The organism is Sulfuriflexus sp. (genome assembly GCF_032250955.1).
In the GTDB taxonomy this organism is placed as follows: domain Bacteria; phylum Pseudomonadota; class Gammaproteobacteria; order AKS1; family AKS1; genus Sulfuriflexus.
In genome coordinates this window covers 1-16,309 of sequence record NZ_JAVVES010000057.1, presented here as the reverse complement: position 1 = coordinate 16,309, position 16,309 = coordinate 1, and the positions used below count along the sequence as shown (strand labels likewise).

19 protein-coding genes and 2 pseudogenes are annotated in these 16,309 nt (G+C 55.2%); 3 read left to right on the top strand and 18 right to left on the bottom strand.

Annotated elements, in window-relative coordinates; genetic code table 11:
* Positions 1 to 338 (top strand): annotated as a pseudogene (locus RQ738_RS10505) (hypothetical protein); the annotation flags it as partial.
* A 55-nt stretch (positions 339 to 393) separates the two neighbouring features.
* Entirely contained in the window at positions 394 to 651 is a 258-nt protein-coding gene (locus RQ738_RS10500; RefSeq protein ID WP_314165126.1) for a DJ-1/PfpI family protein, read from the top strand.
* Between the two features lie 16 nt (positions 652 to 667).
* Here the strand turns inward: RQ738_RS10500 and RQ738_RS10495 are convergent, their stop codons facing one another.
* The 4 genes from RQ738_RS10495 to RQ738_RS10480 form a co-directional block, all read right to left on the bottom strand.
* Positions 668 to 1,042, bottom strand: a complete 375-nt coding sequence (locus tag RQ738_RS10495; RefSeq protein ID WP_314165125.1) for a hypothetical protein — start codon at positions 1,040 to 1,042, stop codon at positions 668 to 670.
* Positions 1,043 to 1,151: 109 nt separating this feature from the next.
* Positions 1,152 to 2,480 (bottom strand): sulfite oxidase, encoded by a 1,329-nt coding sequence (locus tag RQ738_RS10490; protein ID WP_314165123.1) that lies wholly within the window; start codon positions 2,478 to 2,480, stop codon positions 1,152 to 1,154.
* A gap of 143 nt (positions 2,481 to 2,623) precedes the next feature.
* Positions 2,624 to 4,759: a VTT domain-containing protein gene (locus tag RQ738_RS10485; protein ID WP_314165122.1), complete on the bottom strand. Its 2,136-nt coding sequence runs from the start codon at positions 4,757 to 4,759 to the stop codon at positions 2,624 to 2,626.
* Positions 4,756 to 5,097, bottom strand: a complete 342-nt coding sequence (locus tag RQ738_RS10480) for a hypothetical protein (protein WP_314165120.1) — start codon at positions 5,095 to 5,097, stop codon at positions 4,756 to 4,758. The genes RQ738_RS10485 and RQ738_RS10480 overlap by 4 nt, the downstream gene beginning before the upstream one ends.
* A gap of 408 nt (positions 5,098 to 5,505) precedes the next feature.
* Between RQ738_RS10480 and RQ738_RS10475 the strand changes: the two are divergent.
* Positions 5,506 to 5,637: pseudogene (locus tag RQ738_RS10475) on the top strand (DUF3096 domain-containing protein); the annotation flags it as partial.
* Positions 5,638 to 5,723: 86 nt separating this feature from the next.
* Here the strand turns inward: RQ738_RS10475 and RQ738_RS10470 are convergent.
* From RQ738_RS10470 to RQ738_RS10405, 14 genes are all read right to left on the bottom strand, one after another.
* Complete coding sequence (locus tag RQ738_RS10470) at positions 5,724 to 5,960, bottom strand: DUF2892 domain-containing protein (protein WP_314165119.1); 237 nt, start codon at positions 5,958 to 5,960, stop codon at positions 5,724 to 5,726.
* Between the two features lie 49 nt (positions 5,961 to 6,009).
* Positions 6,010 to 7,461: a catalase gene (locus RQ738_RS10465; protein WP_314165117.1), complete on the bottom strand. Its 1,452-nt coding sequence runs from the start codon at positions 7,459 to 7,461 to the stop codon at positions 6,010 to 6,012.
* Between the two features lie 139 nt (positions 7,462 to 7,600).
* On the bottom strand, positions 7,601 to 8,494 hold the full coding sequence (locus RQ738_RS10460; protein ID WP_314165116.1) for a F0F1 ATP synthase subunit gamma: 894 nt from the start codon (positions 8,492 to 8,494) through the stop codon (positions 7,601 to 7,603).
* Between the two features lie 5 nt (positions 8,495 to 8,499).
* The gene (locus tag RQ738_RS10455; protein ID WP_314165114.1) at positions 8,500 to 10,023 is read right to left on the bottom strand and encodes an alternate F1F0 ATPase, F1 subunit alpha; all 1,524 of its coding nucleotides are present in this window, start codon (positions 10,021 to 10,023) and stop codon (positions 8,500 to 8,502) included.
* Positions 10,024 to 10,027: 4 nt separating this feature from the next.
* Complete coding sequence (atpF, locus tag RQ738_RS10450; RefSeq protein ID WP_314165112.1) at positions 10,028 to 10,798, bottom strand: F0F1 ATP synthase subunit B; 771 nt, start codon at positions 10,796 to 10,798, stop codon at positions 10,028 to 10,030.
* Between the two features lie 3 nt (positions 10,799 to 10,801).
* Positions 10,802 to 11,080, bottom strand: coding sequence for a F0F1 ATP synthase subunit C (locus RQ738_RS10445; protein WP_314165110.1), 279 nt, complete (start codon positions 11,078 to 11,080; stop codon positions 10,802 to 10,804).
* Positions 11,073 to 11,804 (bottom strand): F0F1 ATP synthase subunit A, encoded by a 732-nt coding sequence (locus tag RQ738_RS10440; RefSeq protein WP_314165108.1) that lies wholly within the window; start codon positions 11,802 to 11,804, stop codon positions 11,073 to 11,075. The genes RQ738_RS10445 and RQ738_RS10440 overlap by 8 nt, the downstream gene beginning before the upstream one ends.
* Positions 11,801 to 12,112 carry an ATP synthase subunit I gene (locus tag RQ738_RS10435; RefSeq protein WP_314165106.1) on the bottom strand — a complete coding sequence of 104 codons (312 nt, stop codon included), beginning with the start codon at positions 12,110 to 12,112 and terminating at the stop codon, positions 11,801 to 11,803. Before RQ738_RS10435 ends, RQ738_RS10440 begins: the two co-directional genes overlap by 4 nt.
* On the bottom strand, positions 12,109 to 12,339 hold the full coding sequence (locus RQ738_RS10430) for a hypothetical protein (protein WP_314165104.1): 231 nt from the start codon (positions 12,337 to 12,339) through the stop codon (positions 12,109 to 12,111). The genes RQ738_RS10435 and RQ738_RS10430 overlap by 4 nt, the downstream gene beginning before the upstream one ends.
* Positions 12,332 to 12,640: an AtpZ/AtpI family protein gene (locus RQ738_RS10425; protein WP_314165103.1), complete on the bottom strand. Its 309-nt coding sequence runs from the start codon at positions 12,638 to 12,640 to the stop codon at positions 12,332 to 12,334. The genes RQ738_RS10430 and RQ738_RS10425 overlap by 8 nt, the downstream gene beginning before the upstream one ends.
* A complete protein-coding gene (locus RQ738_RS10420; protein ID WP_314165101.1) occupies positions 12,633 to 13,061 on the bottom strand; it encodes a F0F1 ATP synthase subunit epsilon in 429 nt (142 codons plus the stop codon). Before RQ738_RS10420 ends, RQ738_RS10425 begins: the two co-directional genes overlap by 8 nt.
* Positions 13,048 to 14,496, bottom strand: coding sequence for a F0F1 ATP synthase subunit beta (gene atpD / locus RQ738_RS10415; protein WP_314165099.1), 1,449 nt, complete (start codon positions 14,494 to 14,496; stop codon positions 13,048 to 13,050). Before atpD ends, RQ738_RS10420 begins: the two co-directional genes overlap by 14 nt.
* A 231-nt stretch (positions 14,497 to 14,727) precedes the next feature.
* The gene (locus tag RQ738_RS10410) at positions 14,728 to 14,889 is read right to left on the bottom strand and encodes a hypothetical protein (RefSeq protein WP_314165097.1); all 162 of its coding nucleotides are present in this window, start codon (positions 14,887 to 14,889) and stop codon (positions 14,728 to 14,730) included.
* A gap of 117 nt (positions 14,890 to 15,006) precedes the next feature.
* Positions 15,007 to 16,119, bottom strand: a complete 1,113-nt coding sequence (locus RQ738_RS10405; protein ID WP_314165096.1) for an acetate/propionate family kinase — start codon at positions 16,117 to 16,119, stop codon at positions 15,007 to 15,009.
* Positions 16,120 to 16,309: the final 190 nt, after the last annotated feature.

The window sequence follows — 16,309 nt, the reverse complement described above, 5'->3', positions numbered from 1 at the left end:
CTAATATCTGCGCGTATAATTCTTTGTCTCTCATGGCTTCTACGGTAACCTACCCACTTGATTTGGTGAAGAGCCACAAAATTTATTCTATTGCCGGGCCGGGTGTTCTGGACACTCTTCTGCGCGCAGGCGTCCTTGACTGCATCTATCTGACACAGGTACATCGTCTCCTGGGCGGGACAGAATACGATACGCTGCTCGGCGGCGATGTGCTGCAGCCACCGGCCGATTTCAGCCTGCAGGCGCTTTATTATGATAATAATGACAAGTCCTGTGGACAATTCTTTAGTATCTATAAAAAGGTAATGCCGGGAAGAGGACAAGAGGTTTGTGATTAAGACAGAATAATCGATCCTTTCAGAATCACGATAGCTACAGTGAAGGAGATATAAAATGGCCAGAATCGCCATGCTGGCAGGAGAGGGTTACGAAGACTCTGAGTTCCAGACTCCGTACAACCGCATGCGCAATGCGGGGCACGAAGTCATTGTCGTCGGCACGGAGAAGGGCGCGAGCGTTCATGACAAACTCGGCACGAGCCAGGTTGAAGTTCGGTATGCAGCAGATGAGATACAGGTTGATGATATTGATGCAGTGATCATTCCTGGTGGCCATGGACCGGACAAGCTGCGTCTGGCCTCGGCAATGTGATATTGGTGAATCCTGGTTATTTCTCTGGTCCATGGTTTTCAACCAGGTAATCGATAATGACACGTTGCTGGTCTTCAGTGATCCAGGTCGCGCCGAATTCATTGACCATATCGTCCATCACCCAGCGCCAGGTATTTCGATCCAACCGCTGTGAGCGTGGCAATTCCAGACTGTGACATGCCGCACAGTGCATCTCGAACAATGCTTTCGGGCCAGGACCGTTCCTGGACGCGGGTTTGACTTCCCCATTTTCAGTCTTGCCATCAGTCCCGTTACGCTTCTCTGCTGCGGCCTTGTTCTCGTCTTGCCCTGTACTACTACTCTTTGCTTCAGTGGTGGGTTCAGTCTCTGTCTCTGACGGCACGATGCTGCCGCTTGTGGCAAGTGGCATGTGTAGCATCAATCCAGGCATCAAGAGCATAACTGCAAGGTACCGCCTGGAGGTGTTGCTGGATATTAACCGCTTACTGCCCTGGCACCTGTGCCAGGGCAGATACTTTTTATACATCAATGAGTACCGGGACTCGATGAATAACATTGCCTAAATATCCCTTTGGGTTCCATGGTTGACGGAATGGTTGTGCATCGCCTTTCTGGTCAAAGGCGCGGGCCCAGATCTCGTAGTAGCCTTTACCGTCAAAGCTCACCTCGGAGTCAAAGTGGTACCAGGCATATTTGTTAGCCGGCTGGGTGAGACTGGCCTCCTTCCAGGTAATACCGTAGTCGGTGGAGATAAGTACCTTGTCGACCGAGTTTTCCCCGGCCCAGGCGTGACCACGCACGGCAATCTTGTCGCCGACAGCGGCCTTCGTTTCCGCCGCTGGACGGGTGATGAGTGACTTGATCTGCCAGGCGGTGAGGATTTTCATGACCTCCTCGGGCGGACGAGTCCCGGGCACTACCGGATATTCGGGATTCCGGTAGGAGTAGCCGGTCATCTTGTGGGCATCATGTACCTTGTCGCGAATCCAGATGCGTGTCAGCCACTTTTCCGAGGCACTGCCGACCCAACCGGGTACGACGATGCGTACGGGATAGCCGTTCTGGGGATGTATGGGTTTGCCGTTCATTTTATAGGCAATCAGGGTATGTTCTTCCATGGCCTTGTCGACAGGAATGCCACGTGAGAAGGGTGGGGCGGAGCCGAGTGGGGGATCCTCGCCATAGTGCCCGGTATACACCGCACTATCCTTGAGTCCCGCATGTTCGAGTACGTCGCGCATGCGCACACCGGTCCATTCACTGCAGCCTATTGCTCCCCGATCCCAGGGGTTACCACGCACAGGGGGATCAAACGTCGCCCGGCCGTTGCCGCCGCACTCGATACAGGCCTGGTAAGTAACGGACGGCATCTGCATAAGGTCATCCAGACTCAGCTTCAGGGTCTTGTGCACCTCGCCATCAACGGTGAGCGCCCAGCCTTGCGAGTCCTGTTTCACTGCCCGCTCGGGTACGAGGCCATTGTTGCGCACAAAGTGACGTTCGATCGGTGTGATATCATCATTGAGCAGGTGTGGGGCAAATTCACCATTCACCGGTCGGTGATTGTGAATAACCATGTCAGGCTTGCCCTCGATTTTTTCGTTGTTTTCCGCTTCTTGTGCCCAGGCTGCCGGTATCATGCCGCGACCGAACAGGCCTCTCAATGCCACCTCGGTGCCGGCGCCCATACCGAGTAGTGCCAGTGCGGTGCCTCCACCGCCCATCCGGGTCAGAAACTGTCGGCGCGAGGTCACACTGTCGAACCGATCCAGATCATCCCTGCTGACACCATTCTCTATCAACTTCTCCCGCAATTGCCCGATTATATCGAGTGATTTTTTCATCATCGCTCCTCCCTGCTCTTTGTGTAAAGGAAAAGTTATCAGTTGCTACAATTAATAAAATCATCCTTCATTATCAGGAGCATTGAAATATCGCAATCTATGCATGCGCGAAAATATGGATGCACATCTTGTCCAGGGCAACCGGTTTAATGTCGTCGCTGACGCGATTTTTGGCGTTTGAGTAACCAGCATTTCAGTGTCCAGAAACCAGCACCCATCACGACCAGCAAGGTGAGCAGAATAACGATTCTGGTTGCTTCCGGTGTCTGGATGACAGCAACCAGCTGATCGGAGAAAACCGTCAGTGCGAGGGTCCCCGGCGCCATGCCCAACAGGGTACCGATAACAAAGTCCCGAAAGCGAATATGCGAGGCGCCGGCGATCAGGTTGATAACCGTGAACGGCGCGATTGGAATGATGCGCAGGGTGATGGTGGACAGTATGCCTTGTTCTGCCATGCGCCTGCTGACGCGTGCCACCCAGCGGTGGGATAAACGAAGTATGGTGTCATGTCCAAGGTATTGACCGATAATATAACAAACGACAGCGCTAAGCCCTGCGCCCAGTAGCGAATAGAAGAAACCGTAAAAGGCGCCGAAGGTAACCCCCGTGGCGATGATCATCAGCGTGACCGGAAAGACAAACAGACCACCAATGATGTACACAAGCGAGACAATGGCAGGTGCCAGCCAGCTGCCGCGCAGCTCTGACAGGTTGTCGAGCAGTTCTGTTATATGTAGCCATTCGCCCAGCGAAGTCCAGCGCCAGCTGGCGGCGAGCAGGAGTGCGAAAAAAAGCACCGACAGCAGCGCAATGACAGTGCGTTTGATATGTGGCGTGTCTTCATCATGGATTAGATAGCGGGAAAGATAATCAGAATCAATCGGCTGTTCCGGGTCCGCTATGGATGACTGCGGCAACAGTGCATCCTGCTGCTCGGAGACCAGCAGCGGGAGCGGCGCAAGTGTTCGTCCCGTGCTGCGCAGCGACTCGATAGCCCCAATCAGGGAACGCTGCCCTGCGATAGCAGTCTCCAGCGTGGATATGGATACATCAAGATGCTCTGCGAGCAAGCGATTACGCAAGCTAGTAATAGCTTGCCGGATTCTGGTTTCACCCCGGGCCTCGATGGCCAGGTCGCATTCCGTATCGAGGCCCATTGAACGGTTATTGAAATTGGCGGAGCCTATTTTTACCAGTTCGTCATCAATGATGAGCACTTTTGCATGCACATTGATGCATTCATTGCCCATGCCGGGCATATGCGGTGCATAAATACGTAGCCTGTGATGATGCCTGGTGGCATAAAGACGCTTGATCAGCCGTTCACGCAGGACGTCCATTGTATTTTGCGACAACCAGCCATCGCTTTGTTGCGGCACGATAATGACAACCTCCGGCCCATCAGCATCATTAAGCCGTTTTGCCAGTGCCTTCCCCGGCTCGTCTGCGGTGAAATACTGGTTTTCGATATAGATGGTCTTGCGTGCAGCGGCAATAGCATCGAGGATAAGCTGTTGAACTTCATGTACCGCTTTCCGGGTACCGTATTCCGGATAGGTGCGGACAATAGCCACAGATATATCTTCAAGATCGGCAGCGATGTCTTCTGGCCAGGGAATATGAACCGCGTCAGCTGCGGGGGGCTCGAGCTGGTTGGCCACCGCAGTGTTCCAGCGCTGGCGTGCCACATCACCAAGTGCAGCGGCAACATTGCCACTCACCATCATCTGCACATCATGATAGGGCGGCGGCATGAAAGCATCGGTATCACGACGTCGCGGGTCTTTAGGCCGATGCTCGGCGGTATCCCAGCGGCCAAAGGTAAAATCCAGCCCTCCCACGAATGCCACGGCATCGTCGATTACGACGACTTTCTGGTGATGTGATGCTCCCACGGGATGGTGGTTGTCCAGCCTGAAGTGCAAATGCTTATGGGTAGTCCAATCCATTTTATACGTGGATAACCACTCACGCCCAGCTGCATAGATCATCGAAAAATCCCAGTCGAGAATATGGATTTCGAGTTGCTGCTTGCGGCGTGCCAGTTCATTGAGAAAGTCACCCAGCCGTACAGGGAAATCATCGCCAGTGGGTTTCCGCTCAAGCTTGAACTGGCTATTAATGTCCCAGCCGAGAATAAAGATGGAGTGTTCGGCATTTTTTGCGATTTCGCGGAAGGCGTGGAAATAGTCAGCCCCGTCGACCAGGAAACGCACACGCCTGGCATGCTCGATGCGCCAGCAATTCCGGCCTTCTTTCAGGATCCCCAACGCAGTCATTTTGCCTGGGTTTGTTCGGAAGGGCTGGTGATCAGCAGTGTCGGCGGACTATAAACCTGTATCGATGTGTGTTCGCTACTCAGCCATTTGACCAGCGTCGCCAGCTTTTCCAGGCCATTAATTGATGCAACCACACTTAATAGTTCGACTCCGCCACTGACATTGATATCCTCGAGTTCCGCATCCGGCGCATCCGGGTTCAGGGCGCGAAACAGGGCATGGTTGTAATCGCTCGGCAGCTCAATCTCGATTTGCTCTGCCTGTTGCAGCAGTTCCGGAATAGCCTCAACTGTTTCCTGGCCATGCCACATCAAGTGAATCAATGGTTCTCTGTTCATTGTCAGCCACCTCCGACTGCACGGCGTGCAGCTAATAACAGCATGGTCATCGTCCAGTCGGCAAAGATCAGGTCGATCCCGGCCAGCAGGCCGATGACGCCTGTGGTTGTTTTGAAGGTACAGTTTCCAGCATATCCGTAAGCAGAACCTGTCTTGTCAGGCTGTGTCAGTAGCGTGAATACGGCTGATTACAATCAATACAAGCAGGGTGCCTGCCTGGTGATCTTCCTGTTGCTCCGTCTAGTAAGCACGTATGTTAACGGGAGGCGTGCGTTCAATAATTCAACTTTGCAGTATTTCTGATGCCGGGGCTTTGATATTTTTCAATGCTAAAGCCGCCTGCATCAGATGCAATGCATGTATCAACAGATGCTTGATAAATGTTAAAAAAGGGTTTCTTGTATGCAGATGAATCTTTATCTCGGTCCAGTACTATCCATCATTGCCGGTATCCTGATTCTTATCATGCCGCGCCTTTTGAACTATATCGTGGCTATCTACCTTATCCTGATTGGCATCGCCGGGCTCCTGGGCCAGGTGCGGTTCCACTGGCACGCAGGTGGAAAGAAAGCCGGGAGACGGTTCGGTCTGATCCCCGGTGGATTGCCTGCCGAACCGGACTGTCTTTATATGCCTTTTTTCCGGCGGGTCGATATCCTGAACGGATAATAGGCCGGACAAAAACCTACGAGGCTTGTGAGTACCAGGACGGCGGCGATAATGCCCAGCACGATAGCAGTGGTGCCGCTTATCATGCCTGCGTAATACAGAACGCTAATGGCAATGGCGATGAGGATGCGGATTGTACGATCAGCCTTGCCCATATTCGTTTGCATATTGTCGGACTCCTTATTAATAAACATAATGAACGCCTGCTGGCAGACCCTCAATGGTCGCAGTCCAGGTGTGTGTCTAGTCTGCCTGCTGTTCTCTTACTGTTTTCTCAACACGGTCGCCCAGGTCCTTGTCGACATTCCGCCAGTACTCGAACGCCCGCAGCAGCACCTTTTCAGATACTCCCTTGAGCAGATGGCCGGCGATGTTGTTTACGAGTCGTTGCCTCGCGGCATCGTCGAGCACCTCGCGCACCATCGTGCCGGCCTGCCCCCAATCATCATCTTCAGGGTGCAGTGTTGCCGCCGCGCGCGTCATGCTGCCCTCGACCTCCCAGCTGGCGATATGCTCCGGCTCTGCCGCATGGGGACCGTTATATGAATTAGGCGCATAGACCGGATCGCCAGGATTGTCGTAGCGCATGGGACCGTCCTTGGCATAGGCGTTACGGGTGGTTGCCCTGGGCCGATTGACCGGCAGGTCCATATAGTTGGGGCCGATACGATAGCGATGGGTGTCTGGATAAGAGAACAGACGGCCGAGCAACATCTTGTCGGGACTCGGACCGGTGCCCGCTACGAAATTAGATGGCTCGAATGCAGCCAGTTCGATATCGGTATGGTAGTTTTCCGGGTTGCGGTTGAGAGTCAGTGTACCGACTTCCCTGAGTGGATAATCACCATGTGGCCACACCTTGGTCAGGTCGAAGGGGTTAAAGCGATAGGTCTCGGCATCTTCATAGGGCATGATCTGGACCATGAGTGTCCAGCTCGGGTAATCGCCTTTGGCAATGTGTTCGTACAGATCGCGGATATGACAGTCGGTATCAATGGCGGCCATGTCATCACCATCCTGTTGGGTATAGAAGTCGATACCCTGGTTGGTCTTGAAATGGTACTTGACCCAGAACTGTTCGCCAGCGGCATTGATCCACATGTAAGTGTGGGAGGAATAACCGTTCATGTTGCGCCAGGTTTTGGGCAGGCCGCGGTCGCCCATCAGCCAGGTCACCATATGCGCGGACTCCGGGCTCAGGGTCCAGAAGTCCCATTGCATGTCATGATCGCGTAAATGGGTATCGGCACGACGTTTCTGGGAACGGATAAAGTCCTGAAACTTCATGGGATCGCGCACAAAGAAGACCGGCGTGTTATTACCCACCAGGTCAAAATTGCCTTCACTGGTATAGAATTTCAGGGCGAAGCCGCGCGGGTCACGCCAGGTATCCGGGCTGCCCAGCTCACCGGCTACCGTAGAAAAACGCGCCAGCATCTCGGTGCTCACACCCGGCTGGAACAAGGCAGCCCGGGTATACTGACTGACATCCTGGCTGACCTCGAAGGTGCCGAAGGCACCACCACCCTTGGCGTGCACGACGCGCTCCGGGACCCGTTCACGATTGAACTGGGCCATTTTTTCAATCAGGTAATGGTCCTGTAACAGCACCGGCCCATCCGGGCCGACGGTCAACGAATGTTCATCACTCTCTGCCGGTATGCCGGCATTTGTCGTGGTTTTCTTGTTGGGCATGTAGGCTCCTGCATACAGTATTGTTGGCGGTCAATATTGTAAACAGGCACTACCCTAGTGATTGCGCAGAGAATGACATTGAAATTTATCAACGTCGGCATTTTACGCCCTCGTCATTACCGGAATGTACCGGGAAAGCTTAATCCTTATCGCTCGTGAGTGCCTCGAAGCCTGACACCACATCCAGTAATTCGGAGGTGATGACATTTTGCCTGGCGCGACGGAAGGTCATGGTGACTTCATCCAGGCGTTCATCAAGGTTGCGTTGTGCCGATTGCATGGCAGCCAGGCGGCTGCTGTGCTCGCTGGCCTGGGATTCGGCACAGGCGCGGAAGACCGAGACAAACAGATACTGATGCAGCAGGTGGCTGAGCAGTCTTTCACGGTTCATGCTGAAAGTCGGCAGGCTCCGTGAAGGCCATGGCTCTTCTTCGAGGCGATGAAACCGTCGCAGGTTCACCGGCAGTAGTTCGATACCTGTGGGTCGATAGCCTTGCCCTCCGGAATGGCGATTATAAAACAGGTAGACATAATGCACGTCTGACTGTTCGCGCCATTCATCGATTTTGAGCAGGATCTGTTGCACGGTCACTGTTATCTGGTTTGCGGAACCGGGCACCAGAAAGTCTTCCTCGATGGACTGGCCCGCATGCTCCAGGCTGGCGGCCACCCGTGTGCCAACGGCGAGCAGTAAACGGTTTTGGGGATCGGCTGCCGTCGAGGCCATGCGTTGTATGGCATATTCGGTTATCTCTTCATTGAAGCGCCCGCAAAGGCCGTGATCGGAGCCGAAGACAATGGCGGCAAGCCGGGGTGGATGATGTGGATGTCGTCCTGTTGCCAGTGGCATCTCCATGTCCTTCAGCACCACGTGCAAGCCGCGCTCCACGGTCTGATAATAGCCTGACAATGCACTGACCGCCTGTTCATATTGACGGATGCTGGCTGCTGACAATGCCCTCATGGTCTTGACGATGGTGCGTAACTCGCCAAGGCTGTTCAGTTGCTTATGTAATTCCTCGAGGGACTCCATGGGTATTATTCCCGTACTTCCCGCGGCCACTCAGATAAGACCTTATCTATAACATCGAGTACCTGTTGCCACTGGGTATCGTCAAGCTTTTCACCGGCCTCCATTTGTTCACAGAGCTCCGGCAGTGCCTCGACAACCCGCTGTTGTATGGCGGCCTCGACATCAGCAATGATGTCCAGCGGAAAATCGTCAAGGCGCCCGGCGTTTACCGCCTTCAATATCGCCATCTGCTCGCTGGCGCGCAAAGGATGGTGCTCACTCTGCTTGAGCACTTCGCGTACACGTCGACCGTGTTCGATGGTGGCGCGGGTTTCCTTATCCAGGCGTGTGGCGAAACGGGCGAAGGATTCCAGTTCCTCGAACTGGGAGTAGGCAAGTCGCAGATCCCCGGCGACGCTGCGGAACGCCGGGTATTGGGTTTTACCACCGACCCGCGAGACTGATTTGCCGACATCTATCGCCGGCAGCAGGCCTTTGTGAAACAGGCTGGGCGAAAGATAGATCTGGCCGTCAGTAATCGAGATGAGGTTGGTCGGGATATAGGCAGAGATATCCTGGGCCTGGGTCTCGATAATCGGGAGTGCCGTCATCGAGCCACCACCACGTTTGTCATGCAGATGCGTGGCTCGCTCCAACAGGCGGGAATGGATATAAAAAATGTCGCCCGGATAGGCCTCCCGTCCCGGGGGTCGACGCAAGAGGAGCGACAATTCGCGATAGGCCCGTGCATGACGGGTAAGATCATCATAGACGATGAGGGTATCCTGCCCCTGTTCCATGAAGTACTCGGCCATGCTGGTCGCGGCATAGGGGGTGATGAAGCGCAATCCGGGCGGGTCTTCATCTGAAGCGACCACGACGATGGTATGTTCGAGTGCCTGGTTATTGCGCAGATTCTCCACCACCCTGGCGACGGCCGTGCCCCGCTGGCCAATCGCGCAATAGATACAGATCACGCCCTTGCCACGCTGGTTAATAATCGTGTCAACTGCCACGGAACTCTTGCCGGTCTGGCGGTCGCCGACGATGAGTTCGCGCTGACCGCGGCCGATGGGAATCAATGCGTCAATAGCCTTGATGCCGGTCTCCAACGGTACCGTGACCGGGGCGCGGTCAATAATGGCCGGGGCCGGGCGCTCAATCGGCCAGCGTTCACTGAATTGCAGTGGTTTGCCATGGTCCAGTGCCCGTCCGGTCGCATCGAGCACCCGGCCGAGCAGCCCCTCACCCACTGGTGTGTCTGCCTCGCGGCCGGTGGCACTGACCTCGATACCGGCGCTTAGCTTGTTACTGTCGCCGAGCAACATCACGCCGATCTCATTTGGTTCAAGATTGATCGCGATGCCCAGTACCTTGTCCGGAAACTGTATCAGCTCATCTGATGTGATTCCGGGTAAGCCCTTGAGGCGGGCGATGCCTCCGCCGACGTGCAGTACCGTGCCGGTCTCGTGCAGCTGTATACGTGGCGATGCGGCATCGACCGCCGAGCGCAGCGAGGTCATGGTCTCGTCGAGTAATTCCTGTAACACTCGCCTAAGCCTCTTCTTGCCTGTCCGATCGCGCGGAGCTGACGACTTTGTCAATACGTTCGCTCAGGTCATCCAGATACGTATGCAGACTCCAGCCTGCTTGCTGATTGTTGCTGACCAGCTGGATGCCGCAGAGCAGCTCCGGCTTTGTGGAATATTCAACCTTGAGATCAGCGGCGAGATGTTCATGGATGAAACGGGTCAGTCTGCCGCGCACGCCGGAATCAAGTTTGAAGGCACTATGAATACTTAACGGTTCCTGCGTTTGTGTTAGTGCCTTGCAGGTCTCCTTGTCCATGGCCTTTAGCTGCTCGATGAATTTATGAATGACACGTTCTTCCAGCTCTGCATCGGCCAGGTCAGTCAGGACCTTGCGTGCAATCGCCTGAACGGCATCAGCCGTCTGCTGGCGCAGTTGGCTGAAAAACTCTTCTTTCTCCTGCTCGGCCTGGCGCTGCCAGCGCTTGCGCGTTTCGGCCACGCTGTCACGGGCCTCATCCAGCATCTGTTTCTTTTGTTGCTCGGCTTCTTCTGCTGCCTTGGACATGATTTCTTCACGTCGTTGTTCGAGCTCATGGGTTTTCTCTGCATAATGCCCGGCTTTTTCAGCCGCTTCCTGTTCGCGGTCTTCTGCGGTATGCAATCGTTCGGCAATGCGCTGTTCACGTCGATCCATGGCGCGTATAACGGGCTGATACAGAAAATGCCTCAACAGCCAGACGAGGATCAGGAAATTGACGATCTGTGCCGTTACCGTGATCCAGTCAATTTGCATCGCTTAACCTCCTGCGGCTGCCGTGAAATGATCCCAGAACGGATTGGCAAAGATCAGGATCATGGAGATAACGAAACAGTAAATGGCCGTGGATTCGATCATGGCCAGACCCACGAACAGGGTGCGCGTAATGGTGCCGGCCTCATCGGGTTGCTGGGCGATGGCACTGAGCGCCTGGGCGAGGGCGCGCCCTTCCCCCAGTGCAGGCCCGATGGAGCCGATGGCGATAGTCAGCCCGGCGGTGATGACGGACGCCATACCGATTAATGAAATGTTATCCATGCGCTTCTCCTTTTTCGTCAGCGGGTGGTTGGTTTTGATTGTTCGTTTTTGCAATACGTTGATGGGCCGATGTCGCCGAAGCGATATATACCATGGCCAGTATGGCGAAGATGTAGGCCTGGATCATGCCGGTCAGCAGCCCCAGCAGTTCCATGACCACGGGGAAAAAATACGGGGTTAGACTGAGCAGTATGGCGACGATCACCGTGCCGCTCATGATGTTGCCGTAGAGGCGCACGGCCAGGGCGATCGTGCGCGAGATCTCGCCAATGATATTGAAAGGCAACATGAGCCATGTTGGCCTGACATAGTGTATCAGGTAGGTCATGGGACCTTCATAGACAATGCCATAAACGGGGACGGCCACAAACACGCAGATGGCCAGTGCAGTTGTCGTCGACAGTGAGCCGGTTGGTGCCATATATCGCGGCACAACATTCAGCAGGTTGGCCATGGCAATGAACAGAAACAGGCTGCCGACAAAGTCAAGGTAGCGCCCAGGCTCCTGGCGACTGACGTCCCGGATTTGATCACGAATGCCGATGACCAGGACTTCCAGCAGATTTTGCCAGCGGGAAATCTCGGTAGTTGTTGAAATCTTACGGGTCACCAGCCAGGAAATAAGCGTTAGCAGTGCCATGACCAGCCAGGTGAAGACGATAGTGGCATTGAGCGCAAACGCGCCCCATTGCCAGAAGATGATGCCGTCAGGACTGATGGTCATGTTGCTGACTCCTTGTTGGCCCGGCTTGAGATGGCCCCGGGCTGTCGCAGGCGATGTACAAGCGCCAGGCGTAGCAAGGTGAAGCCGAGGGTCGCCACGAGCAGATGCGGCCAGCCTGCCCATTGGAGGAGAGCATAAAACCCCGCAAGCACCAGACCCATACGTAGTAACAGGCTGCCGAGTATGCGCAGCACCGGATGGCGCGTGTGACCGATATCCTTGAGTGTTATCCAGAGGCCTGCAAAAAACAGCCAGCCGAGCAGCAGACCGCTAATAAAGGATATTATAAAGAGTATTGTTTCGTTCATGAGTCAGCCTTGTGTCGATGCTTTTTTTTCGGGATATCGCCGACACGGGATAGTGTCCAGCGGGTGATGACCTGCCGACTGATTTCAAAAAGAACCGTTCCCGCCAGCAACAAGAGAGTGACCCGCGGCAGGGGGGTGTAACGGCCCGCCAGGTCGGACAGCAGGCCAAGCAGGAGTAGCCCGCCAAAGGTGTTCAGCACCAGTGTGTCTGTGCCTGGCTCAGTCACGCCTGCTCTCCTGCTTGACCCAGTACCAGGCATTGAGGCAGCCCAGCGTGACGCCAATAACAAGAAATGTCAGTGTCCACGAATACTGACCAGGGTATTCGGCATCCAGCCACAGACCCAGGAAAATACCCAGCAGGGAAGGGATGGCAATGGACCAGCCCACCAGGCCGAACATGCCGAGTCCAAACCAGGCCGAGCGCTGGTTTTGTTCGCGGGCACGCTGCTTGCGCGCAGCGCGGTTACCGACCTTCTCGCTGAGTTGTTCCTGTTTGCTTCCGGTTTTGTGTGTCGGTTCAGCCATGGGTCCTTTCCTGTAATTCACGGAACCCGCGCAAGGTGCCTGCCTCCAGGCGGGCCAGCGCAGTGCGTGCCATACGCTCGTGTTCATCCAGTTCCAGAAACTGTTTTTCAATCATGGCCTGTAAATCTTCGAGGTTTTCCGCCTCGACCGCGTTCAGTGTCGAGACGAACACTTCAGAGCCACGTTTCACGAGGACGCCTTCATCTATACCGACAAACCTTTCCTCGTCTTTCCCGGTATTGAATGTCAGGATGCCGGGCACCAGCGCCGCGACAAAATCAACATGTCGCGGTAACAGACATAAGGCGCCGTTTTCCGCTTCGGCGATTATCTTGGTGACGGATTCATCCACCAGCACCTCGGTGGGTAACAACAGGCGCAGGTGCATGGCCCTACGGTTGTAAGGGTCAGGTCTGTTCATCGGTTTCTGTTACATCCTCGTGTTGTTCCGTATCATCGTCCTGTGTCTCGGACCCGGCCTCATCAATACTGCCGATCATATACAGGGCCTTTTCATTGACCTCGGCGAAGTCCCCGGCCAGAATCTTTTCACAGCCGGTTATCGTCTCTTCCAGACGAACCAGCTTGCCTTGTTTGCCGGTAAACTGCTCGGTAGTAAAAAACGGCTGGGTCAAAAAGCGTTCGATACGTCGCGCCTTACTGACCGTCTCACGATCGTTGCGGGAAAGTTCCTCCATGCCCAGCATGGAGATAATGTCCTTGAGATCCTCGTATTCGGCCAGCGTGCTGCGCACAGTCTGTGCGACCCGGTAATGCCGCTTGCCGACCACGCCAGGGGTGAGCATCTTGGAGTCTGTCTGCAGGGGGTCAATGGCCGGATACAGGCCCTGGCTGGCGCGCTTGCGCGAGAGGACAATGGAGGCTGACAGGTGCGCAAAAATATGCGTGGCGGACGGGTCTGTCAGGTCATCGGCCGGCACATAGATCGCCTGCACGGACGTGATGCTGCCCGTCTGTGTACTGCAAATACGCTCCTCAAGCGCTGCCAGTTCGGTGGCCAGCGTAGGTTGATAACCTACCCGGGACGGAATGCGCCCCATGAGCCCCGAGACCTCGGTGCCGGACTGCACAAAGCGGAAGACGTTATCAATGAGCAACAAGACATCGCGTTTGACTACATCGCGGAAGTATTCCGCTACGGTCAGTGCCGAGTGACCGACGCGAAAGCGGGCCCCGGGTGGCTCGTTCATCTGGCCATAGATGAGAACCGCTTTTTCAAGAACGCCGGATTCCTGCATGGCGCGGTACATTTCTTCGGCTTCGCGCATGCGTTCACCGATACCACAAAACAGGCTGACGCCTGCATATTGTTCGGCCATGTTATTAATCATTTCGTTGATCAGGACGGTCTTGCCCACGCCGGCGCCGCCGAACATGCCCGACTTGCCGCCACGCTCCATGGGGGCCAGCAGGTCAATTGCCTTGATACCGGTTTCGAAAATATCGGTGCTGGTCGCGCGGTCGGCGAGCGGCACCAGGGGACGGTGAATCGGCCAGTACTCGTCAGTCCTGACAGGTTCTCCCCCGTCAACCGCTTCACCGAAGACATTCAACATGCGTCCAAGCAGGGCCTCCCCGACCGGCATCTGCAGGGTGCTGCCGGTGTCACTAACGGCCATGCCCCTGCTCAGGCCACGGGTAGGATTCAGGGCAATGCAGCGGACTGTATTTATATCGAAGTGGCTTTGAACTTCGAGCACGACATTATTCTCCTCGCCGGTTCGTAATTCACGATTACGCGGTGGTAACGGCGGGGTAAATTGCACATCGATGACATTGCCGCGCACCGCAACGATTTTGCCTTGCTGTGCATTTCGGGTCTCGGTGTTACTCATTGCTCTTCTCTCGACAGGCGCAAGCCTTCCTGAAAACAGGTAGCCGACATGCTGTCATGATTTATACACAATTGAAACCGACAGGGTGCCGTTAGCCGTGGTGAAGTGGTTTCTCTCCATTTTCTCAGGCGCTCGCCGACATCAGTATCGCGCCGACAGCTCATCGGCAGGCTTTTTGTGATGCTCGTGTGAGTCTTGTGTGGCCATGCCTTGTTCCTTGCTATTACCTACTCATTCGAGATGTCGTAACTGCGGATCAAAAATGGCCGCCGGCCCGGCTTCGCCCATTAGCGCACCGAATTCATCTTTATTCAATAGCATTTCCGGTTGATCGCCGAGGCTGACCACCGCTGCAGCAGTTCGGCCAGGGATGGACTCTTTGCTGGGTTGCATCGCTATGCACAATGACACCATAGCCCGCTGCCCACTCGGCAAAGACGCGGCTACCCTCGCGGTACTTTGCGGCCAGTCTTTGTGTCTCCTGCGCATTAAGCCGGAGTTCACCTTTTATCATATGGAAATGCCTTTTTCTCTCTGCAGGACCTGGCGAGCTTCACTGACCAGAATGGCGGCCTCGTCGACGGGCAATACGCGGATATCTACCCGGCTGCCGGTGGCGCTGATCTGCATCTCGTCGCCTTGCGCGCGACGGTTCGCAGCGGCATCTATTTCAATGCCGCACCATTGCATATTGTCAAGAGTGCGAGCGCGCACCTGTGGCATGTGCTCGCCAACCCCGCCGCCGAAGACGATGCCATCGGCGCCACCCAATACCGCCTGGTAAGCGCTGATGTATTTCTTCAGGCGGTAACAATACATGTCCACGGCCAGTCGGGGGCCGGCAGCAGGGCTGTCGATCAGGTCCTGCATGTCGGCGCTCTTGCCGGATAGACCGAGCAGCCCGGATTGTGTATTGATCAATTGTTCAACCATTTCGGCGGTCATTTCCTTGTTGCGTATCAAGTGGAAAATCGCACCCGCATCAATGTCGCCGCAGCGCGTTGCCATCACCAGGCCTTCGGCAGGGGAGAATCCCATGGAGGTATCCTGTGGCACGCCATTTCGAATGGCCGTGATTGAACAGCCACCACCGAGCTGGATGGATATGAGCTTGCCGCCGGCGGACAGGTCGGGGCGTAATTCGCACCAGCGTTGCCACATGGCTTGATGGGCGATGCCGTGAAAGCCGTAACGACGAACACCAAACTCTTCAGCCCGCTCGGGTGGTATCGCATAATGCCTTGCGACATCCGGCAGTGCGCTAAAGAACGCCGTATCGAAGACCGCCACCTGGGGTGCCGTCAGTTGCCGACGACAGGCGTGGATCCAGCGCAGCGCCACCGGGTTGTGCAACGGTGCCAGGCTGCCCAGCGCCTCGATGGCGCTTACAGTGCCCGCATCTATTACACGACTCTCAATCAGGTCTCTGCCACCATGAACGACGCGATGTACCACCGCATTGGGCGGCGCAACACCGGATAGAAACCCCTGCAGCATGGCCTCCACATCCTGGTCATGTGCCTGATACCGTGCTGTATGGATAGCACGCGGCCTGTCATCGTTGATGGACATTACCGCAAGCTTGACCGACGTACTGCCGGTATTGACAACCAGGATATTCACGCCGCTACCGGACAAGGTGATTTATTGTCGTTGCTTGTGATCAGCTTGTGTCTCCGTGTCGGGTACAACTGTTATAAGTATAATCATGGTGACGCTATATTGCGTCATTGATATTTTTGGCTCTTCGGAAAAATTAGTGGGTAAAAATATAGCGAATTTGGAGCAATAGAGATAGTTTTCTGGAAATTGG